At 68.5% G+C, this 20804-nt stretch carries 17 protein-coding genes; 7 read left to right on the plus strand and 10 right to left on the minus strand.

The annotated features are described in order from the left end of the window. The first annotated feature begins 47 nt into the window (after positions 1-47). Positions 48-1259, plus strand: a complete 1212-nt coding sequence (locus JF886_RS16540; RefSeq protein ID WP_337314462.1) for a hypothetical protein — start codon at positions 48-50, stop codon at positions 1257-1259. Between the two features lie 261 nt (positions 1260-1520). On the opposite strand, the gene JF886_RS16980 is transcribed toward JF886_RS16540, so the two are convergent. Next, positions 1521-3551, minus strand: a complete 2031-nt coding sequence (locus JF886_RS16980; protein WP_502711448.1) for an alcohol dehydrogenase catalytic domain-containing protein — start codon at positions 3549-3551, stop codon at positions 1521-1523. On the opposite strand from JF886_RS16980, the gene JF886_RS16555 reads away from it, so the two are divergent. Then, positions 3456-4556 carry a bile acid:sodium symporter family protein gene (locus tag JF886_RS16555; RefSeq protein ID WP_502711447.1) on the plus strand — a complete coding sequence of 367 codons (1101 nt, stop codon included), beginning with the start codon at positions 3456-3458 and terminating at the stop codon, positions 4554-4556. The genes JF886_RS16980 and JF886_RS16555 overlap by 96 nt on opposite strands. 15 nt (positions 4557-4571) lie before the next feature. Here JF886_RS16555 and JF886_RS16560 read toward each other — a convergent pair whose 3' ends face one another. Further along, a complete protein-coding gene (locus JF886_RS16560; protein ID WP_337314466.1) occupies positions 4572-5228 on the minus strand; it encodes a peroxiredoxin in 657 nt (218 codons plus the stop codon). Between the two features lie 186 nt (positions 5229-5414). Between JF886_RS16560 and JF886_RS16565 the strand changes: the two genes are divergently transcribed. After that, positions 5415-7343 carry a sialidase family protein gene (locus JF886_RS16565; protein WP_337314468.1) on the plus strand — a complete coding sequence of 643 codons (1929 nt, stop codon included), beginning with the start codon at positions 5415-5417 and terminating at the stop codon, positions 7341-7343. A gap of 11 nt (positions 7344-7354) precedes the next feature. On the opposite strand, the gene JF886_RS16570 is transcribed toward JF886_RS16565, so the two are convergent. Genes JF886_RS16570 through JF886_RS16590 form a run of 5 tightly spaced genes read right to left on the minus strand, consistent with a single transcriptional unit; the run spans position 7355 to position 12347 of the window. Further along, positions 7355-9541: an APC family permease gene (locus JF886_RS16570; RefSeq protein WP_337314470.1), complete on the minus strand. Its 2187-nt coding sequence runs from the start codon at positions 9539-9541 to the stop codon at positions 7355-7357. After that, positions 9538-9798: a PRC-barrel domain-containing protein gene (locus tag JF886_RS16575; protein WP_337314472.1), complete on the minus strand. Its 261-nt coding sequence runs from the start codon at positions 9796-9798 to the stop codon at positions 9538-9540. Before JF886_RS16575 ends, JF886_RS16570 begins: the two co-directional genes overlap by 4 nt. Before the next feature lie 35 nt (positions 9799-9833). Then, positions 9834-10538 (minus strand): response regulator transcription factor, encoded by a 705-nt coding sequence (locus JF886_RS16580; protein ID WP_337314474.1) that lies wholly within the window; start codon positions 10536-10538, stop codon positions 9834-9836. Next, complete coding sequence (locus JF886_RS16585) at positions 10535-11677, minus strand: sensor histidine kinase (protein WP_337314476.1); 1143 nt, start codon at positions 11675-11677, stop codon at positions 10535-10537. Before JF886_RS16585 ends, JF886_RS16580 begins: the two co-directional genes overlap by 4 nt. Positions 11678-11720: 43 nt before the next feature. Then, positions 11721-12347 (minus strand): DUF1345 domain-containing protein, encoded by a 627-nt coding sequence (locus JF886_RS16590; RefSeq protein ID WP_337314478.1) that lies wholly within the window; start codon positions 12345-12347, stop codon positions 11721-11723. 76 nt (positions 12348-12423) lie between these two features. On the opposite strand from JF886_RS16590, the gene JF886_RS16595 reads away from it, so the two are divergent. Beyond that, on the plus strand, positions 12424-13830 hold the full coding sequence (locus tag JF886_RS16595) for a phospholipase D-like domain-containing protein (RefSeq protein ID WP_337314480.1): 1407 nt from the start codon (positions 12424-12426) through the stop codon (positions 13828-13830). Between the two features lie 15 nt (positions 13831-13845). On the opposite strand, the gene JF886_RS16600 is transcribed toward JF886_RS16595, so the two are convergent. Then, a complete protein-coding gene (locus JF886_RS16600) occupies positions 13846-14229 on the minus strand; it encodes a hypothetical protein (RefSeq protein ID WP_337314483.1) in 384 nt (127 codons plus the stop codon). A gap of 189 nt (positions 14230-14418) precedes the next feature. Between JF886_RS16600 and JF886_RS16605 the strand changes: the two genes are divergently transcribed. Beyond that, a complete protein-coding gene (locus JF886_RS16605) occupies positions 14419-15105 on the plus strand; it encodes a PadR family transcriptional regulator (protein ID WP_337314485.1) in 687 nt (228 codons plus the stop codon). After that, positions 15098-16750 (plus strand): DHA2 family efflux MFS transporter permease subunit, encoded by a 1653-nt coding sequence (locus JF886_RS16610; RefSeq protein WP_337314487.1) that lies wholly within the window; start codon positions 15098-15100, stop codon positions 16748-16750. The genes JF886_RS16605 and JF886_RS16610 overlap by 8 nt, the downstream gene beginning before the upstream one ends. Before the next feature lie 41 nt (positions 16751-16791). Here the strand turns inward: JF886_RS16610 and JF886_RS16615 are convergent, their stop codons facing one another. After that, positions 16792-18603 carry a diguanylate cyclase gene (locus JF886_RS16615; protein WP_337314489.1) on the minus strand — a complete coding sequence of 604 codons (1812 nt, stop codon included), beginning with the start codon at positions 18601-18603 and terminating at the stop codon, positions 16792-16794. Between the two features lie 210 nt (positions 18604-18813). Here JF886_RS16615 and JF886_RS16620 point away from each other — a divergent pair, with 210 nt between their 5' ends. After that, positions 18814-18999 (plus strand): hypothetical protein, encoded by a 186-nt coding sequence (locus JF886_RS16620; RefSeq protein ID WP_337314491.1) that lies wholly within the window; start codon positions 18814-18816, stop codon positions 18997-18999. Between the two features lie 7 nt (positions 19000-19006). Here JF886_RS16620 and JF886_RS16625 read toward each other — a convergent pair whose 3' ends face one another. Continuing rightward, the gene (locus tag JF886_RS16625) at positions 19007-20776 is read right to left on the minus strand and encodes a hypothetical protein (RefSeq protein ID WP_337314493.1); all 1770 of its coding nucleotides are present in this window, start codon (positions 20774-20776) and stop codon (positions 19007-19009) included. Between the last annotated feature and the right edge of the window lie 28 nt (positions 20777-20804).

Genomic DNA, 20804 nt, shown 5'->3' on the forward strand with positions numbered 1-20804 from the left:
GGGGGTGAGCTCAGATCGCTCTGAGAGAAACCACACAGGGGTCACGCATGTTCACTGCACCACGACTCGTCGGCACATCTGGCGGCGCCATCATGGCGGCGCTCATCATCGCGGGGTGCGGAGCAGACGCGAGCACGTCCTCCTCGACCTCGACCGCCGGTGCGACAACCGGCACAACTACCAACAGTGTCGTCGCACCGGCGGCGGCGCTCAACATCACGGGCGGTGCGACGAAGGTTGACATCGACCCGGCCACGGCGATGGTCCTTCAGCAGCACGGTGTCTCAGTGGCACCGGTGGCGCCCGCGACCGCGGCGATGGTCAACGGCACCGTTGAGGTCACCTTCCCAGTCACCACAGGCTACGCTGCCATCTACCCCAACAGTGACCTTCCATACATTCGGGGCAGCATCGCGCACAGCGGCGGCATCACGTTCTCCGGCGGTGGCAAGTCGCTGACCGCCACGGATTTCGTCATCAACCCCGGCGTGTCGTCCCTGACCGCCACCGCTGGCGGCAAGGGTGTGCCGCTGCTCGATCTCGCTGGAAACAAGGCAATCGTCAGCACCGACTCGGCTGGCGTGCACATCAACGGCGTGGTTGCATCACTGTCTACAACCGCGGCGGACGCGCTCAACAGCACGTTCGGTGTCTCCCTCTTTGCGCGGGGCATCAAGGTCGGCGTTGCCAGCGTCACCGTGGCGGGTACCGCTGATCCAGGCGGCGCTGCCAAGGCGCAGGTGGAGCAACTCTCCGGCCAGGCAACGTCAGTCCTCATCAATGCGGGAACTGCCCAGGTGCTGCAGCAGCATGGCGTGAGCGTTGCCCCAGTTGGGCCGGCCACTGCGTCGACCTCCGGGGGCCTCACCGTCATGTTCCCGATCACGAGCGGGTACGTTGCCGTGTACCCGAAGTCCAGCCTGCCCTTCATCCGGGGACTCATCACCCACAGCGGCGGACTCACCTTCTCGGCTGGGTCCAAGTCCTTGACGGTGACGGACTTCGTCATCGACCCCGGGACCTCCCAGCTCTTCGCCACGGTCGCAGGTTCCGGCGCGGTCGTTCCGCTTCTCGACCTGCACGGCGACGCGCTGACCATGAGCGCTGATCCCTCGGGCGCGATTCACATCGACAACGTCACTGCGACGCTGTCGTCGTCGGCGGCCGGCGCCCTCAATGCCACCTTCGGAGTGACGCTGTTCACCGCGGGGATCGCCGTCGGCGTGGCCTCCGTGGTCGCGGTGGCCGCGACGCAGTAGCCCCCCGCTAGGTCGCACAGGCCGGAGCCGGCCCCCTGGCAGCAGGTGGGCGCCCGCTCCTTGCTGCGCCACGAGCTTTCCCACAGTGGCAACGACACTCGCCCGGCACTGCTGGCCGCTCCCCGCCGGACGGAACGAGATCGCTGGTTGTGGATCGGCCGGCGGATGGGGTGGGGGTGGGCCTGGCTTCGATTTGAGCCGGCGGTCACCGCCTCGCTCGTCGCGCCGAGCCGGGCTGCAGTCGCGACGGGTTGGTTGCCATCATCGGCGCGTGAGCAGCGCTTCCGACAGCACACCGCACCCAACGGACGGCCCATCGCCGAGTACGGCCTCCTCTCCGACTGCTCGTCGGCGGCGCTGCTGCACTGCCACGGCTCCATCGACTGGCTGTGCATGCCGCGCTTCGACAGCCCCGCGGTGTTCGCCCGCATCCTCGGCGAGCGTGCTGGGCACTGGTGCATCCAGCCGAGCACAGCGTTCACGGCCCAGCGACGCTACCTGCCCAACTCGCTGGCCATCGAGACCACGTTCACGACCGATGCCGGCGTGGTGCGTCTCACCGACGTCATGGCTGCGCGCACCGGCCAGCGCGAGCATGACCTCGGGCTCGACGCACCGCACGAGGTGCTGCGCCTGGTGGAAGGAGTGGAGGGCAGCGTCGAACTGCACCTCGAGCTGGCTCCGCGCCCCGAGTACGGTCTGGTGCGGCCACTGTTCCGCCGCACCGACAACGGGGGACGCACCTTCGGCGGGCCCAACCAGGTGGCGGTCACAAGCGGTGTTCCCGTCGAGGTCGACGCCGGCACCATGCGCGCGACATTCGCCGTGACCGCCGGCAAGACTGCCGGTTTCGCGATGCGCTGGGCTGCCGTGGAGAGCCCGGATCCGGTGCCGACGCCCGCGGATGACGTCGCCGCGGCGGTGGCCGACACTGTGGAGGCCTGGCGCTCGTGGGAGGTCCACCACCACTACTACGAGGGCGCCCAGCACGACCGCGTCCAGCTCGGCTCCCGCGTGCTCAAGGGTCTCACCTACCGCCCCACCGGCGCCATCGTGGCGGCACCCACGACATCGCTGCCCGAGACCGTCGGGGGCGAGCGCAACTGGGACTACCGTTTCTCCTGGACCCGCGACGCCAGCCTCACCCTGCAGGCGCTGTACATCGGCACCTGTCCGGACGAGGCTGTCGACTTCGTTTCCTTCATGACCAGCGCCGCTGGCGGTGGCGCGACCGCCGAGGACTCGCTGCAGATCATGTACGGCATCGGCGGCGAGCACGACCTCAGCGAGCGCGAGCTGCCGCACCTCCCCGGGTGGCGTGACTCGCGGCCTGTGCGGGTCGGCAACGGCGCCTGGGGCCAGACGCAGCTCGATGTGTTCGGCCAGCTCCTCGACATGATCTACCGCTACCGTGAGCGCCTCGGCACCCTTCACCCGGAGATCCAGCACTTCGTGTGCCAGCTCGCCGACCGGGCCGCCTCGAGCTGGGAGGGACGCGACGCCGGCATGTGGGAGATGCGCGGTGAGCCGCGCCACCACCTCTCCTCGAAGGTGCTGTGCTGGACGGCCCTCGACCGCGCTGTCAAGCTCGCCGAGGGCCTCGGCGTGGACGCCCGGGTCGAGCGCTGGGCGCAGGAGCGTGACAGGATCCGCGAGGCGGTGCTGACCCGGGGCTGGAGCGAGGCGCGCCACGCGTACGCGCAGTCGTTCGACTCGGACGAACTCGACGCAGCGGCACTGCTCATGCCGGTCGTCGGCTTCCTGCCCGCCACCGATGCGCGCATGACCTCGACCATCGAGGCGATCGCCCGCGACCTCACCGAGGGCGGCCTCGTCCTCCGCTACCGCAACCAGCAGGGTCTGAACGTCGACGGCCTCACCGGCGAGGAGGGCACCTTCGTGATCTGCTCCTTCTGGCTGGTGTCGTGCCTGGCGCAGGCGGGGCAGGTGGAGCGCGCGCAGGGGCTCTTCGACAGGCTGGCCGGCTTCGCGAATGACCTGGGTCTGCTCGCCGAGGAGATCGACGGCGCCACCGGGGAGCACCTGGGCAACCCGCAGGCGTTCAGCCACGTCGGCCTGATCACCGCGGCGTGGGACATCGACCAGGCGCGCGCCGCGGCCACCAGCGCGGCAGGCTAATCCGGAGCCGGCAGTCTTGACGCCGGAGCCCACTGACTCGACGGTGCCGACGGCCTCGTGGCCGAGGATGCGCCCATCGGTGACCTGGGGAAGATCAGCCTTGAGGATGTGCAGGGCCGTCCCGCAGATGGTGGTGGCGTCGACCCGGACGATCGCGTCCGTGTCGGCGGTGACGGTTGGCTTGGCGACGTCCTCCCAGGCCTTCCGCCTGGCCGTGAACGCTCACCCGCGCAGGCGTTGACCGGGCGCGCCAGGGTGGCCCGGATCGCCGGACCGATCCACGACAGGCTCGTCGTGTACGTCCTCGTCGCCGCTGTTGCCGGCCTTCTCGCGCCGGACGCGGCCAGTCGTCTCTCGGCCGGTGTGCCCTACATGCTGGCGGGGCAGGTGCTGGGTGTCGCGCTGACCCTGACCGTTGGGCAGTTCGCTACTGTGGCGCGCCGCCCGCTCCCGGTGTTGCTCGCGCTGGGCGCCCAGTGGACCGTGCTCCCGCTCGCCGGCGTGGCGCTCCTGCATGCCGGTGGCAGTGCGGACCTTCGCGACGGCGCGCTCATCGTGGCGGTCGCCCCGGCGGAGATCACCAGCGCGCTCGTCGCGCTTCTCGCGGGGGGAAGCGGTGCGGTCGCGACGCTCTGTATGGCCGGCTCGCTGCTGCTCGGGACCGTGCTCACGCCGCTGTGGGTGAGCGCCGTGCTCGGGCCCGGTGCACATGTCGACGGGCAGACCCTCATCCTCGAGCTGGCACTCGCGGTGGCGCTCCCGCTGATCATCGGAGTGGGTCTGCGCACCTCGCTTCCCGGGCTCGGCCGGCTGCGATCGCGCGCGCTGGACCTCTCCGCAATCAGTGTCGTGCTGGTGGTGTTCGTCAGCGTCGGCTCGGCGCGCACGCTGCTGTTCTCGACATCGCTGCTCGAGGGCCTGGCGCTGTGCGCCATCCTGCTGCTCGCCGGCTACGCGCTCGGGCTGGTGATCGGCCGGCCCTGGCGCCGGGATGCGCATCTGACGCGAGCACTGCTCTTTCCCGTGGCGATGCGCGAGTTCGGGATCGCGGCGACTGTGGCTCTGGCGGTGAGCCCACGCTCGCTGGGGTTCATCGGCCTGTACGGCCTGACGCTGATGGTCACCGCACCGACAGTGGCGCGCTTGATCCGACCCTGACTGAGGGCAGCCTCGCTACGGGGAAGGGACGATCCGGATGTAGGGCCGCGGTGCCTTCCAGCCGTCCGGGTACTTCTCCTTGGCCTGCTCGTCGCTGACCGACCCCGCGATGATCACGTCGCCGCCCTTCTGCCACTGCGCCGGCGTGGCCACCGCGTGCTTGGCGGTGAGCTGCAGGGAGTCGATGACCCGGAGGACCTCGTCGAAGTTGCGCCCGGTGGTCATCGGGTAGATGAGCACCAGCTTGATCTTCTTGTCGGGCCCGATCACGAACACGTTGCGCAGCGTTTGGTTCTGCGCCGGGGTGCGACTGGTGGGGTCGCCGTCGACGTCCGAGGGCAGCATCCCGTAGAGCTTGCTGACCTTGAAGTCGGTGTCGGCGATCATTGGATAGTTCGGGGCCGTACCCTGCGTCTCCGCGATGTCCTGCGCCCACTTCGCGTGGTTGTCGACGGGGTCAACGGAGAGCGCGATGATCTTGACGCCGCGCTTGGCGAACTCGGGCTCGATGCTCGCCATGTAGCCGAGCTCGGTGGTGCAGACGGGGGTGAAGTCGCGCGGGTGCGAGAAGAGCACCGCCCAGCCGTCGCCGATCCAGTCGTGGAACTTGATTCGGCCCTCGGTAGTGTCGACCTCGAAGTCTGGCGCCGTGTCGCCGATTGTCAGTGCCATCCTGCTGCTCCTGTGCCGCGATCTTTCGTCACCGTCGTGTGGGGTGGTCGATCGTAGCGAAGACTCGCCAGGCCGGCGCCTGACGCCCCGGTCCCGTGTGTTAGCCTACGGCCGGTCGGGCCTCCGTGGGGGAGTGCCCACAGCTCAGGAAGGGGCTAGGAAGGGATGATCCGCAGGCGGGTGCTGTTGTCCATTGCCGTCGTCAGCGTGGCGCTGCCGCTTGTCGGTTCGCCGACCCGGGCCTCAGCGGCCACCCTGGCCTTCAGCACCGTCCAGCTGCCCGACTACGGCGGCGAACCGTCGATCACCTCCGACAACAACGGCCTGCTCTACGTGAGCACCCCGAGCGGTGTGCCGAATCCAAAGGTCACGAACGCTACCGAGCCCGGCACGTACAGGTCGTTCGACAAGGGAGCGAGCTGGGGCCAGATCGAATCCCCGGACCCTTCCAGCGGTGACACCTGCCTGGCCACCGACCAAGCGAATGCTTTGTACTGGTGCAATCTCGCCGGCAGCCAGGGTTCCTTGCCCCTTCAGGCGGACGTGTGGAAATCGAACATCGCGGCCAACGCGGCGTGCACCACCACCGCCGGCACTCCTCCGGGAACGCCGAACTCGTGCAACTGGGTGCACGGCAACCCGGCGGCACTGGGGACCACCAACCCGACGCCGACTCCGTGCACTGTCCCCGGGCAGGCGTCCTACCCGACCAGCTGCAACTTCTTCGGGGTCGACCGGCAGTGGACGGCAGCGTCGAACATCGTCGCCCCGCATCCCATCCCCGCCGGCTACACAGGTCCGCAGGTGGTGCTCATGTACCACGACTTCTACGGACCCAGCCAGATCTGGGTGAACATCTCCAACGACGGCGGACAGACCTTTGGCGCGCCTATCGAGGTCTTGGCCAACTCGGCGACGGTCACCGGCGCCGTTGTCGCCGAGGGATTCACGCTGTGCAATACCGTCCCGGCCGGCGTGCAGATCGTCAAGCCCAATCTTCCCCACGCGGGACGCATCTACGTCTCGTGGATCTCCGTCGACGTGGCCTCGAACGCCAACGGCTGCAACATCAGCATGGACCAGTCATTCCACACTGCCTGGGTCGCGTACTCGGACGACAACGGAACCACGTGGACGCCGCAGATGGTCTACGATTCCGGCGTTGGCCACGACATGTCCACGCCGTTCGCGAGCTTCACCCTTGACGACAGGGGCAACCCCTACATGGCGTTCAACACGCCGAGCCCGGCCGAGAACCCGGCAGTGTGCGGCGCGGAGTCGAACCTGGGGACGGTCCAGTCCGACGCCAGCTGCATGTTCAACACGTATGTGGTCTGGTGCCAGTGCGGCGGCAACACAGTGTCATTCGACGACGGTGCCGGCCTGATCGGCGGCGCCGCTGCCACCGCCTACCAGGTGAACGCCACCCCGGCAAGCTGTCCGACTGACAACACGCGACCAGTCGAGTGCGGCACCAACATCTACGCCACCGTCGCCGCGGGCGACCCGGGGCAGGTGGATGTCTCGTACCTGCATACCGATGAGATCGTCCCGACCGGGGCACTTGGTGTCGGGAAGTTCGATCCGCTGGGCTGCGACAAGAACGACGAGCCGGCGCCACCGCCAACCTACCCGGCCCGCTGTCATTGGAACCTGTATGGAGCCAAGTCCCTGACCCTAACCTCCCCTCCGGCGACCGCCAGCTGGACCAACGTGCAGATCACCTCCGCGCCGATGCACTACGGCGACATCTGCAACCTGGGGATCGCCTGCGCCCAGGCCGTCGGCCCGATTCCTCGCGATCCACGCCACCTGCTCGACTTCAACCAGGAGACAATCGATCCCACCACCGGCTGCGCGCACATCTCGTATGCGGACGACAACGCCGGGAGCCCCTACGGTGATCCCACCAACCCCAGTCCGCACGGGGGTCACCTGGTCGTTGCCAACGAGATCCCCGACCCGACGACGGGCATCTGCATGACCCTCACCACCGACGTAACAGGGATTCCTGAAGCGCCCTGGGCCGCGCTCTTCGTGCCGGCAGCGGTGGTGGGCGCGCTCAGTTGGGTCCGTGGCCGGCGCCGCCGGACGGCTGCACTCGCCCTGAACTGACAGAGGCGCGCTCAGATCGCGTCCCGGTCCTCGTGGCGGCGTGTCGAGCGCGGGTCGATGTGGTACGGCACGTTCATCACCACCGTGCGTCGCCGGAAGAGCAGAGCGGCCTTGAGGCGCAGCGCGGTCTGGTTGTGGAGCAGGTTGTGCCACCACCGGTCGAGCACCAGCTCAGGCACGACCACGACCAGTGTGTCGTCGGGCCGCTGACGGTCGATCGCGTCGAGGTACGCAAGCAGTGGCCGGATGTAGGAGCGGTACGGGGTGTCGATGATCGTCAGCGGGACATGGTTGCCCCAGGCGTCCCACTTGGCTCGCAGCCGTGCGGTGTGCTCGGGGTTGTCGCAGATGTGGACGGCGATGACGGTGGGGGAGAAGGAGCGGGCCATCGCCAGTGACTCGAAGGCGATGCCGTTGAGGTCGGTGATCGGCACGATGAAGGTGGCCTGGACGGCGATCGGGCGCTTGGAGGTGTCCGCGTCGACCTGGACGGCGACGTCTGAATAGTGACGGTTGATCGCCCGGAAGATCATCACCAGCGTCGGCACGATGAGCAGCACCACCCAGGCGCCTTCGAACAGCTTGCTCGCGCCAAAAACGAGGAAGACGATGCCGGTGAGGCACATGCCGATGAAGTTGAGCGGCAGCCCGTGCTGCCAGCCCGGTTCACGGCGGCGCAGCCAGCGCACCACCATGCCGGCCTGCGACATTGTGAAGGCCAGGAAGACACCGACGGCGTAGAGCGGGATGAGCGCATCGACCTTGGCTTGGAAGATCACCTCGAGCAGGATGGCCAGCAGCCCGAGCACGACGATGCCGTTGCTGTAGGCGAGCCGGTCACCGAGGCGGCCGAATTGGTGCGGCGCGTAGTTGTCGCGGGCCAGGAAGTAGAGCAGCCGTGGAAAGTCTGAGAACGAGGTGTTGGCGGCGAGCACGAGGATGAGGGTGGTCGCGATGGCGACCACAACAAAGAGGATCGAGCCGTTGCCGAAGGCGCGCACCGCCAGTTGGGCGATGACGCTCTGGTAGGTACAGGCGCTGCCGCTGGTGACGGCCGCGCAGCTGATGTGCGAGGGGTCGAATGGACGCAACCCGAGCGTCTGGGAGGCGACGGTGACGCCGACGAACATGACCGCGAGGATCACGCCCATCACGGTCAGGGTGATGCGGGCGTTGCGCCATTCGGGCGGCTTGAACGCCGGCACCCCGTCGCTGATCGCCTCGACCCCGGTGAGGGCTGTGCAGCCTGAGGCAAAGGCGCGGAGGATGAGGAAGAGGGTGAGGCTCTCGGTGCCGTGGATGGCCGCCGTCTCGGTCGCCGGCAGCATCGAGCCGGTGGCACCGCGGACGATGATGGTGATGATCATCGTCAGCATCGCTCCGATGAACAGGTACGTCGGCGCCGCAAAGATCGATCCCGATTCGCGGATGCCGCGCAGGTTGCCGACCATGATCAGCGCGATGAGCGCCACGCAGATGGCCACGCGCTGGCCCCCCGCGGCGGGGATCGCGCTCTGGATCTGGTCGACACCACTGGCCACCGAGACGGCCACCGTGAGCACGTAGTCGGTCATCAGAGCGGCAGCCGCCACCAGGCCGAAAATCGGACCGAGGTTGTCCTTGGCGACGATGTACGAGCCGCCGCCCTTGGGGTACGCCTTGATGGTCTGGCGGTAGCTGAGAACCACGAAGGCGAGGAGGATGACGATCGCCCCCATGATCGCCAGAGAGGCGCCCAGCGCGGCGGCGCCCGCCAGCGCGAGGACGATGAGGATCTGCTCGGTCGCGTAGGCCACCGATGAGAGTGCGTCCGAGGAGAGCACCGCCACCGCCTTGACCTTGGTGAGCCGCTCGTGCACGAACTGGCTCGTGCTCAGAGGGGCCCCGATCAGCGCATTCCGCACCCTCCCGCGCAGCCGTGCCAGCGTCCCGTCGGGTTGAGCCACCCGTGGCGTGACCTGAAGGAGGCCGGGTGCGAGGCGGTCGAAGCCCTGCTGCCTAGCACGGACGACACGGACGAATCGGTCGGCGGGAAGCGCACCACGGTGCTCCACGTTGACCAGGTCAGGTGAGATCGCCCACGGAGACGGGGTGGTGGGGCTGGGCAGCGATTCCCAGGACTCGCCGGCAGCGCGCAGCGCAGCGACCTCGTCGGGGGGGAGGGTCACGTCTGGGACAGCCGGCGCGTCGTTGGTCACGCCACCCTGTCGTCGCTGGGTCCGCTGGGCTGTCGCCGCGCCTTGAGGTGACGGAAGCTGACGCGGCCGATTGGCACGAGGTCCTCGAGGTCAAGGCGCACCACGGTGTGGCGCAGCCAGCGCCGCCGCTCCACCAGCACGTCGCACCCATCCCCGCGATGGACCAATGCGGTGACCCGGCCAAGTCGGCGGCCGGAGTCATCGATGACCCGGCAGCCGAAGAGCGTGGCGGGGTCGAAGCGGTCGCCGTATGTCACGGGCCGAGCATCGCCCGGGCGCGGTCAACGAACCGTCAACGATCCCTGGCCAAGGGCGAGGAGCCGAAGCGATACCCCTGGTGGCCGACGGTCACGATCACTCCGGGGTTGGCGGGATCGTCCTCGAGCTTGCGGCGGAGGCGCTGGATGAAGGTGCGCAGGTAGTTGCGATCGCCGATGTACGCGGGCCCCCACACCCGCCCGAGCAGGGTGCGATGATCGCGCGTCATCCCCGGGTGCGAGGCCAGCTCAGCGAGCAGCACCCACTCGGTGGGGGAGAGGCGCACCTCCGCGCCGGCGCGTGTCACCGACCGGTTGGTGAGGTCCACCACCACCTCGCCGGCTCGGGCGACACCGGCGTCCCCGGTGCTGCGCACCCGCCTCAGCACGGCGCGAAGCCGGGCGAGCAACTCGTCGGCGCCGAACGGTTTGGTGAGGTAGTCGTCGGCGCCGAGGTCGAGCGCGCGGACCTTGTCGCGCTCCTCGCCGCGCGCGGAGATGACGATCACCGACGGCTGGCGCCGTCCTTCGATCTGCTGCAGGATTTCCCACCCGTCCACGAAGGGGAGGCCGATGTCGAGGAGCACCACGTCGTACGGCTCCTCGCGCAGGCGCTGGGCGGCCTGGACGCCGTCAGAGACCGCCTCCACTGTGAAGCTGCCGCCGCGCAGAGCAGCCGCGATCGATTGGCGGAGCGCGCGGTCGTCCTCGGCCAGGAGGATGCGGGCCGTCTCGCTCATGCGCTCGGCAGGGAGAAGGCGAACCGACCGCCATCGCCCGGGAGCGGATCCTCGAGCCACACCCGCCCGCCCTGGGCGGCGACCAGGCCACGCACGATCGGCAGGCCCAGGCCGGTGCCGCCGCTGCCGCGCACAAAGCGCTCGAAGATGCGCTCGCGCTGCTCCAGGGGCACACCCGGGCCCCGGTCGATGACCCGGATCACCACAGTGTCCCCATCCGCGACCGCCGCCACGGTGAGCGCGGTGTCTGCGGGAGCGAAGTGATCCGCGTTGGCGAGGAGGTTATCGATCACCTGTCCGAGCCTGTCCCAGTCGGCGAGAACCTCCGGGGTTGCGGGGGAAACCTGTACCTCGATCTCTCGCTGCGGGCTGGAGCGGCACAGACGTCCGGCCGCGGCCTCGACGGCGTCGGCGACGTCCACCCGGTCGAGCCGCAGGTCAATGGCGCCGCCCTCGATGCGCGCCATGTCGAGCATGTCCGAAACCAGCCGTGCCAGCCGTTGCGCCGCTGCCGCCACCTCGTCGAGCTCCGCACGCAGCGTCGGCTGCAGGTCGTCGCGGCCCAGCACAGCGGTGGCGCCTGTGAGGATGCCCCCCAGCGGGGTGCGCAGCTCGTGCGACACGTTGGCGAAGAACTCGTGGCGCACCCTGTCGGTCTCCTCGAGAACCTGTACCTGCCGGTCCCGTTCGGCGAGCCGCGCCGCGACCTGCGCCGCCGCCGCCTGCTCTCGGTTGAGCCGGGCGAGGTCGATGTTGGCGCGCTGCAGCTCACCCGCCAGGGCCTGCGAGCGCAGCTGAGCGTTGCGCCGCCGGGAGCCGAGAGTGCCCACCAGTCCGGCCGCGCCGAAGAACACGATCAGGTTGACGACGTCCTCGGCGTTGGCGATGGACAGTGTGTGCTTGGGCGGTACGAAGAGGTAGTCAACCAGGATGGTGCTGAGGGCGGCCGACACCAGCGCGGGCCCGACGCCGATGGCCACGCCGAGCACGGCGACGATCGACAGGTACAGGAAGGCGTAGTCGCGCGGGTTGTTGAAGTTGACGCCGACGAGCACCAGCGTCAGCGCTGCTGGAGCCATTACGGCGGCCACGTATCCACCGATCCTCACCATCGAGAGCTGCCGCCCGTAATCCGCCATGGCTGGAATCATGAATCGCCGCGCGAGGGCCTGGCGCGTCACCTCACTTGGTGAGCAGGCTGGCCACCACGTTGATCGTGATCGCGACCACCACCACGCCGAACATGTACGACAGCATCGCGTGGCGAATCGCGGCCCGACGGATCTCCTTGCTGTTGAGGTCGGTGTCGGACACCTGGAAGGTCATCCCGATCGTGAGCGCCACGTAGAGGAAGTCGCCGTACGTCGGCATGTAGCGGCCGGAGTGAAAATCGATGCCACCGCCGCCCGTGTAGAAGAGGTGCGCGTAGCGAAGCGTGAAAACCGCATGGACCGAGCCCCACGACAGCACCACGCTCGCGACCGCCACCGCGGTGAGCACCGTCTTGGCCGATCCCTGCAGCGTGGCAGCGTGGATCAGGGCGAACACGACGCCGACCAGGCTGGCCACGCAGGCGCCCACGATGATCGCGTCCGCGGCGGCCCTGGAGTTGTCCTCCGTCAGGCAGTGGGCCTTGGTGCTGGAGGCGTCCATGTGGTGCAGCTTCAGCCACGCTGTGGTGAGGAATGCGAGGGCAGTCGCGTCCCAGCCCACCAGCACCGCGATCTGCCACTGGGCGAAGACCATCGTCGGGACGAAGGCGATCACCCCGAGAGCGACACAGAGCGCGAGGCGGGTGCGGGCATTCATCGCTTCCTTGTACGCGCGCGGTACGGTCCTGTCCAGCGCGAGCATCCCGGGCGGCGCAGATGGTAGAAGGGCCGCGATGGATCTCGTTGGCGGCGTCGACAGGACCGTGGGCGACCTCATCGAGGGCGCCGAGCGCCGTCACCATGGGCGGCGCCTGGGCCGCATCGGCTGGACCCGCGCCCTGGAGGGCCGGAGTGCGGGGTGGGCTGGTGGAAGCACGGCTCCGCGCGACGGCAACCGCCTCGAGGTGTGCGTCGACGGCGCCGCCGCGCTGCCCGAGATTGCGGCCGCGATTCGGTCGGCGCGGCGATCCGTGCACGTCGCGGGCTGGGCGATCAGCCCGGAGTTCGCCATGGAGCGGGAGCCCGCCGTCACCACCCTGCGCGAGCTCCTCGCCGAGGCTGCCGAGCGGGTCGAGGTGCGCGTCCTTGTGTGGGCCGGAGCCCCGTTGCCGCTTATCCACCCCACGCGTGCGGAGGCCAGGAGGGCGCTCGCCAGCCTGACCCGCGGAACGCGTATTCGCGGTGCTCTCGACGCGCGCAACCGCCCCATGCACTGCCATCACGAGAAGCTCGTCATCGTCGACGGGGCCACCGCGTTCGTGGGCGGCATCGACCTCACCTACCTGGGCGGCGACCGGTTTGACGGCGCCCCCCATGGGGCACGTGACGGCCTGGGGTGGCACGACGCCGCCGCACGGCTGAGCGGCCCCGCGGCCAGCGACGTCGCCGCGCACTTCGCGATGCGCTGGGAGGCCACGACCGGTGAGCACCTCCCGTCCGACGATGTGCCTGCGGCGGCGGGAATGAGCCGCGTGCAGGTGGTCAGGACGGTTCCGGAACGCACGTACCCGGCGCTACCGGATGGTGACTTCAGCGTCCTCGAGGCATACGTCGGTGCGCTGCGGCGCGCCCATCGCCTCATCTACATCGAGAACCAGTTCCTCTGGAGCGCGGAGATCGTCCGCGTGCTCAGCCGCAAGCTGCGCCGCCCACCCAGCGACGAGTTCCGTCTCTGCGTGGTGCTGCCTCTGCGCCCCAATACTGGCAACGACGACACCCGCGGCCAGCTCGATGTGCTCATGGAGGCCGATCGCGACCAGCGCCTGCTGGTCGGCACTGTCGGGCCACCCGGTCGCCAGTACCCGCGCGTCTACGTGCACGCCAAGATCGCGGTGGTCGACGATGAGTGGCTCACGCTGGGGTCGGCGAACCTCAACGAGCACTCCCTCTTCAACGACACGGAGATGAACGTGGTGACCGACGACGCCGGCCTGGCGCGCCGCGTGCGTGAGCGGCTGTGGTCCGAGCACCTCGGCGAGGACTGCACGGGCGCCGATCCGCTCGCGGTGATCGAGGAACGCTGGCGGCCGCTGCTCAACGGCAATGCGCCGAGCAGTGTCCAGCTCCGCCCGCTGCCGAGCACGTCGCGTCGGGCAGCGCGACTGCTGGGACCGATCAAGGGCCTCTTCGTCGACGGCTGAGCCGGACCGGCCTGCTCAGATGGGACGAGGACGCCTCCTGCGCCTCAATGCCGCGGCGGCCACCGTGGTGCCCACCAGCGCGATGAGCAGGGTGGCCGGCGCCTCAGGAACCGCAGCCGCGACGAAGGCGACCGGGGTCGTGTTGCCGCCGTCGAGGTCCTTCATGAGCTTGGTGATATCCGGAGTGCCCCAGCCAGAGGCGTAGTCCCAACCCGTTTTCGAGCAGGAATACGGTCCCGGGGTGGGCTCACAGGATGGGATGGTGTTGGTGTTCCCGGCCTGACCGATGTCGAAGAAGTCATTCGCGTAGCGGGTGACGTCAGTGTTGTTGCGTAGATCGCCGGTGACGCGAACCCGAGCCGTCCGGGATTCGACGAAGCGGCCTGGATGCGCGTCCACATGCCCAGCCACAGCGGCGAGCTCAGGCTTGTGCCGCCACCGGCGTAGTACCCCCTCCTCCGTCTGGACGCGTGCGAGCGCGCCTTCCTGGTACCCGCACCTCCTTAACCGCCTGCTGGCGACGAACCTTGCGCCTTGACAGGGGGTCAGGCGGGCTATATAGTCGGCGCCGACTAATCGGAGTCGTCTATGCCGAATTTCAACCGAACGCCCGCCGCTCTCGTGGTGCTCAACCTGCTCTGCGAACGGCCCCGTCACCCCTACGCGTTGCGCATCCTGATCCGAGAACGCGGCATCGAGAGCGTGGTGAAGATGGGCAATGCCTCGATCTACGACTCGGTGGAGCGCCTCGAGCGGGCAGGCTACATCGAGGCGAGCGAGACCTCCCGGGAGGGCCGCAGGCCGGAGCGCACCGTGTACTCGGCGACCGAGGCCGGCAGGGACGAACTCCACATCTGGATGGGGGAGCTGCTCTCCGAGCCGGTGGAGGAGTACCCGCGGTTCGGCGTGGCGCTTGCGTTCGTGCTCGGCCTTGGCCGCGACGCCACGCTGCACACGCTGAGGCACCGCATCATGCGCCTCGAGTCACTGGTCGCCGCGCGCGACGCGGTCACCGCCTCCCTGACGCATGTACCGCGGATCGTCCTCATCGAAGGGGAGTACACGCAGGCGTTGCACGTTGCTGAGCTCAGCTGGCTGAGCGGCATCGTCGACGACATCGCCGCCGGGCGGCTGTGGACCGACGCCGAGATCGAAGCCCTGTTCACGCTCCCGTCGGGGGCGGACGAGGAACCCGGCGGCAATGCTGAGATGACCCGACTCATAGAGAAGCACAGACAGAAGAACCGTTCACACGAGGGGGCTCGAGATGGCTGACACGCAGACCCACACCACGGAGCGGCCGAACCGGCCCATCGCCGCGCTCGTCGTCCTCTCGCTCGGCCTCTTCATGACGCTGCTCGACCTCACCATCGTCAACGTCGCCATCCCGCGCATCAGCGACGGCCTTGGCGCTGGCCTCGACAGCATCCTCTGGGTGCTCAACGCGTACAGCCTGGTGTACGCGGTGCTGCTGATCACCTCGGGACGGCTCGGGGACATCATCGGACCACGACGCCTGTTCGTGATCGGGACCGGCCTGTTCACGCTCGCGTCCTTGCTGAGCGCGCTGGCGAGCTCACCTCTCCAATTGATCTTCTCGCGCGCTCTCCAGGGTCTCGGCGCGGCAATCCTCGCGCCGCAGGGTTTGCCAATCCTGCTGAGCATCTTCCCGGTCGAGAAACGCGCCGCGGTTTTCGCCATCTTCGGTGTGCTCGCCGGGCTCGCTGTGCTTGCTGGTCCCACCCTCGGGGGGTTCCTCGTGACCCACTTCGGCTGGCAGTCGATCTTCTATGTCAACCTGCCTGTGGGGGTGCTGGTGATCGGCGCGGCACTGCTGTTCGTGCCCGACATCCGGCCCGGACGCAGGCACCGTCTCGACTTCGTCGGCGTGGCCCTGGCGACTGCCGGGCTGCTCGGAGTCGTGTATGGGCTGATCGAGGGCCAGCGCTACCAGTGGGGCACCATCACCGGCGTCATCTCCATCCCGCTGGTGATCGCCGCGGGTGTGGTGGTGCTCGCGGTGTTCTTCGTCCATCAGACGCAGCGCCAGGATCGCGAGCCGCTGCTGCCCTTCGCCGTGTTCCACGACCGCAACTTCGCGGTGATGACCTTCGTGCTCAGCGCGATGGGCTTCTCCATCGTGAGCTTCTACCTGCCGCTGACCATCTACCTGCAGTCCGTGCTCGGGCTCTCCGCCGTCGACGCCGGGTTGACGATCGCCGCGCAACCGGTGGCGATGATCCTCATGTCGGGGGTGTCGAACGGGCTGATGACCAAGGTCAGCGCAAAGTACCTGCTGATACCCGGCCTCGTTGGCCTCGCCGCGGGGGTCGCCTTCATCGCGATCGCTGTGCACGCCGACTCCGGACGTTGGAGCTTCCTGCCCGGTCTGATCCTCGCCGGTGTTGGGATGGCGTTCATCTGGGGTCCTGTGTACTCCCTGGCCACTCGCGACCTCAAGCCGGAGCACGCCGGCGTGGCCTCAGGTGTGCTCAACACCATCCAGGAGCTGGGCGCGGTCATCGCCGGTGCGGTGGTGGGCGCGGTTCTCCAGACACAGCTGGCGACCAACCTGCGGGCAGAGGCGGTGGCGCGCTCGGCCGCTCTGCCGCAGCAGGCACAGGCGCCGTTCGTCGACGGCTTCAGCCACGCCAGCAGCTCCGGTCTTGCGGTGGGTGCGAGTCAAAGTGCGATCCCTCCTGGGGCGCTGGCGCACGTCCCGGCGGCGCTGGCCGCGCAACTCCAGCAGGCGGGGCACGAGGTGTTCGCCAGCGCATTCGTCGGCGCGATGCGGCCGACGCTGGTCATCGGCGTCGCGGTGGTGCTTTCGGCGGCTGGGGCCGGCCTGCTGGCCCGGGCGAGGTCGAGGCGGGCGGGCGAGCAGTACCCGACAGCGAAGCAGCCGGCAGCAGCGATGTGACGCTCGTGGCCAGCCTGCCCCCCAGGTGATCGGGTTGCCGACTACGCGACAGCGCTGCCGCTGCGCGGAACGGTGACGGGCTCGTCGAGCGCGAGCTTCACCCGATCGCGACCCTCGCGCTTGGCCCCGTACATGGCCACATCCGCCGCACGCACCAGGTCGGCGAGTGTGGACCCATGCTCGGGGAAGCTGGCGATGCCAACCGATGCGGTGATCCGCTCGATCCCCAAGCAAGCCGGCGGGATGGGCACCTTGGTCATCGCCGCACGCAGATCGGTGGCGACCCGCACGGCGCCCGCCGCGTCAGCGTCGCGAAGCACGAGGACGAACTCCTCGCCGCCCAGCCGCACCGCACCGTCGCCGGCCCTGCTGGTGCGCCGCAACTCGTCGGCGACGCGCTGCAGCACCTCGTCGCCGGCGGCATGGCCGCCGGTGTCATTGATCCTCTTGAAGTGGTCGAGGTCGACCAGAACGATGCTCAGAGGTGCGCCGCGGCGCCGACAGTCGGCGATCTCGCGCTCGCCGGCCTCGCGAAGCCAGCGGCTGTTGAACAAACCGGTCAAGCCGTCGGTCATGGCGCGGCGAGCGAGCTCCTCGTACAGCTGCGCGTTGTGCCACGCGGCGGCGGCGGTGTGCCCGAAGAGAGAGGCCGCCTCGAGATCTTCGTCGGTGAAGCGGTTGAGCCCCATCCGCCGGCAGTTGAGCATGCCGAGCTTGTGGTCACCGGCGACCAGCGGGATGAGCAGCAGTGATTCATGCTCGAACGGTGTGTTGGGAATCGTGGTGGCGGCCGGGTGGGCGCCCGCGTTGCCGAGGTTCTGTGGGGTGCCCAGGGCGAATGCCCAGCCGTTGAGGCCGACCGACATGGAGAAGCTGTCGGCCATGATCTGCTCGGCCTGCGGACCGGTGGCGAACGCTGCCACGAACTGCTCGGTGTCCGGGCCGGCTTCGTAGATGGAAAGGTCGTCGACGGGCACGACCAGGGACAGCTGCTCGGCGATCACAGCGAGGATGCGCTGGGGGTCGTGCTCAGCTTGCAGCGCCAGGGCGGCACTGCTCAACGCGTGCGGGAGACTTGCCTGCTTCACAGTGCTCGCCGCCGGCGGATGCCGGGTCACCAGCTGGTTGGGGTGCACCGGGCCGTCGGGGGTGAAGGAGTCGACAGTGAGCGAACTGAGCAGACCGAAATCCACCGCCACCAGGTCGCCCTGGAGCGATGGCATGGCAAGCGGTTCACCAACATGCGCCCCCTGCCCGAATTGGATGCCGAGATCGAGGAGGGTGGCGAGGTCGTCGTGGGTGTCGACGCCTTCGGCCACGATCTGGGCGTTGAGGTGCGTGGCAAATGACAGCAGCGACACCACCAGCGCGCGGCGCGGATGGCTGGTGTGCAGCTCGCTGGTCAGGCGCGGACCGAGCTTGATGAAGTCGGGCCGAAGCTCTGCGATGCCCAACATGCCCGCCTGGGAGGCCCCGCCATCGTGGGTGGCGACCCGGAAGCCGCAGCTGCGAAGGTCGGCCACGATGGTGCCGAGGCCGGCGGCATCGGCCGCGGATCCCGGCTCGCTGATCTCGATGGCGATGCGATGGGTCGGAGCATCTTCATCAGCCGCCAGCTCTTGCAAGCTCTGCACCGCGCCTCGCTCGACGAGCGCGGAGACCGGCAGGTTGAGAAACAGAATCGGCGGGCGGATGGCCACCGAGCAGGTGAGCGCAGCCCGTACGAAGATGAGGTCGAGCTCGGCACCCACGCTGCCTTCGCGGATCGCCTGGTAGCCGAGGACGCTCCCGTCCAACAGCCGGGCCACCGGGTGCAGAGCGGCGCGCACGCCGTCGAAGTCGCTGAGATCCATCTCCGGGCAGCTTCCTCGCGACCGTCGACGAGACCAGTGACGTGTATGTCGCAGGGCGGCATCAAATCCGGGCCGAATTGCAATGTGCGAACCGGTGCCCCTGGTGCAGCGCTCGGCGTTACCAGCCTGTTATCGATTGGACCCGTGCGCCTCGACATGCGATGACTGACAATCGCATCACTCCGCTCAAACGTCACAGGGGCCGTCATCATGAGTCGAATCCACCGCCTGGTCAGACCAGCTGTCATGGTGATCGCGGGTGTCTCCGCAATCGCCACGCTCTCGGGCTCCGTCCCGGCAACCGCGCATGCTCGCGCCGCCGGCGCCCAGGCCCACGCCCGCATCCACGGGGGGCCCGCCGTTGCCCATGCCCGCGCCATCGTGACGCTCGCCTAATCGCGCTTCAGGACACCACAACCTGTCGTTGACGTCGGCGGCGGGCCACGATGGCCACCACCCCGGCGCCGGCGACGAGGAACAGAGCGGCCAGTGGCGCCTCGGCGGCGGTCGATAGGGGAACAGCGCAGCTCTGACCGGTGAGGCTGGTGCCGTTGGTCTGCTGGATGAAGAGCGGGCGGCTCGTTGCTGCGCTCGGATCCGTGGTGGTCTCACCGCTGGCGATCATCACGCAGCCGTTCTGGTCGACGGAGTTGGTGAAGAAGTCACCGAGGCGCCGGTCCTGTCCGGTGGCCACGCATGTGGTGCCGCTCTGGCACATGCCGCCGTTGTGGATGGGCGCTCCGATCGGATCGTTGGGGCCGAGGATCGTCGGCGACGCTGTGTCAGCGCCAAAGACGCTGGTCTCGAGAAGCGAGACGTTGCCAGTACCGCTGTCGGGCTGGGTGGCGCCGTCGTACTGGTACCAGACCACCGAGACGTTCCCCGCTCCGGCAGCGGTGCTCGGCACCGCCACCCATGGCCAGAAGACGCTCTTCCCTGGTGAGGTGATGGTGATCGGCGTGGTGAACCCGGTCGACGTGTTGTGGAGGTCGAATGTCGAGAGCTTGATCGCATTGACGAGGTTGCCAGCGAGGTCCGTCGTGGTCGTGTCCCACACCAGGTATACCCGGTCGTTGGCATCGATGCCGATCGACGGCCAGTGCGCGAACACCGGGTTGGTGCCGGGCACCTCGAACTGCTGTGGAAACTGAGTGACGGTCGAGTTGGTGGCGAAAGCGCCGTTGGCGTTGGGGAGGATGCTGATGCCCACGCCACTGCTCTTGTCACTGTTGGTGAAGAAGGCGGGTTCGATCAGGGCTCCGTGATAGCCATCGGTGGTGATGTTGTGGTCGTAGAAGAGCTTGCCGGCGGCGGTGTACGTCCCGCCGCGGCTGGCAATGCTGGAGTTGCCGTAGTCGAGGATCCCGGGACCGGTCGCACCACTGGGGTCGCTCGGGATGACGGCGCCCGCAGCGCCCTGGCACTGCAGCGTTGTGAGACCGCCCGCGTTGGTGATGACACCTCTGAAGATCTCGTGCCCGCTGCTGAGGCTGGTCGAGGCATCAAGAGTGGTGTCGGTGGCGAGGTAAACCTGGCCCGAGGTGCCGCCGGCGAGCCACGGACGGTCACCGCTGTGGCAGTTGTTGTTGCCGACCGGGAAGCTTCGGGCGCCGTCGTGGGACGCGAACACCGCGTCGTTGGCAAGGTCGATCCCCGTGTTGTAGAGCCAGCCGCCCTCGTCCGTCGACCAGTCAGGGTCGCTGAAGCCAACCCCGAAGGGGCTGGTGGGTCCGACCGAGCCGACGCCGTTCTCGACCACGGTGGTTCGCTGCCAGCTCGAGCCCTGGTTCGTCGAGGTCCAGACGTTGACCTGGTTGGTGTAGCTGCACACGAAGCCACTGGGCAGGCTCTGTGGCGGAACGGTGGGGGTGGCGCACAGGTTGGTGGTGTCGGGGGAGACGAGCCCGTCGCGGAACAGGTGCGTGGTGCCCTCGTGCGACGTGTAGGCGAGATCCGCTCCGTTGATGTTGTTGCTGTAGTAGGTCACCAGGGGCTCGCCACCGGCGAGCGTGGGGTCGACGGTGTGATGGGTCCAGCCTGGCGGACTTGGGCTGGACGCATGAACGATCACGGGCAGTGCAGCCATGGTCGCGACGGTTGCCGTCCCGACCGCGAGGAGCGCAGCCAAGTGGCCGCGCGATGGACGGCGTGGTGCGCCATGGAGATCAGTCATCGGCCCCTTCCTGTTGTCGCGCGTCGCC

The organism is Candidatus Aeolococcus gillhamiae (assembly GCF_016464765.1).
GTDB classification, from domain to species: domain Bacteria; phylum Chloroflexota; class Dormibacteria; order Aeolococcales; family Aeolococcaceae; genus Aeolococcus; species Aeolococcus gillhamiae.

Bases quoted from the DNA above. Each gene is read 5' to 3' on its own strand.
- JF886_RS16540 (WP_337314462.1), top strand. From the start codon at position 48: ATGTTCACTGCACCACGACTCGTCGGCACATCTGGCGGCGCCATCATG.
- JF886_RS16560 (WP_337314466.1), bottom strand. From the start codon at position 5,228: ATGGCACTGACAATCGGCGACACGGCGCCAGACTTCGAGGTCGACACT.
- JF886_RS16580 (WP_337314474.1), bottom strand. From the start codon at position 10,538: ATGAGCGAGACGGCCCGCATCCTCCTGGCCGAGGACGACCGCGCGCTC.
- JF886_RS16585 (WP_337314476.1), bottom strand. From the start codon at position 11,677: ATGGCGGATTACGGGCGGCAGCTCTCGATGGTGAGGATCGGTGGATAC.
- JF886_RS16590 (WP_337314478.1), bottom strand. From the start codon at position 12,347: ATGAATGCCCGCACCCGCCTCGCGCTCTGTGTCGCTCTCGGGGTGATC.
- JF886_RS16595 (WP_337314480.1), top strand. From the start codon at position 12,424: ATGGATCTCGTTGGCGGCGTCGACAGGACCGTGGGCGACCTCATCGAG.
- JF886_RS16605 (WP_337314485.1), top strand. From the start codon at position 14,419: ATGCCGAATTTCAACCGAACGCCCGCCGCTCTCGTGGTGCTCAACCTG.
- JF886_RS16610 (WP_337314487.1), top strand. From the start codon at position 15,098: ATGGCTGACACGCAGACCCACACCACGGAGCGGCCGAACCGGCCCATC.
- JF886_RS16615 (WP_337314489.1), bottom strand. From the start codon at position 18,603: ATGGATCTCAGCGACTTCGACGGCGTGCGCGCCGCTCTGCACCCGGTG.
- JF886_RS16620 (WP_337314491.1), top strand. From the start codon at position 18,814: ATGAGTCGAATCCACCGCCTGGTCAGACCAGCTGTCATGGTGATCGCG.
- JF886_RS16625 (WP_337314493.1), bottom strand. From the start codon at position 20,776: ATGACTGATCTCCATGGCGCACCACGCCGTCCATCGCGCGGCCACTTG.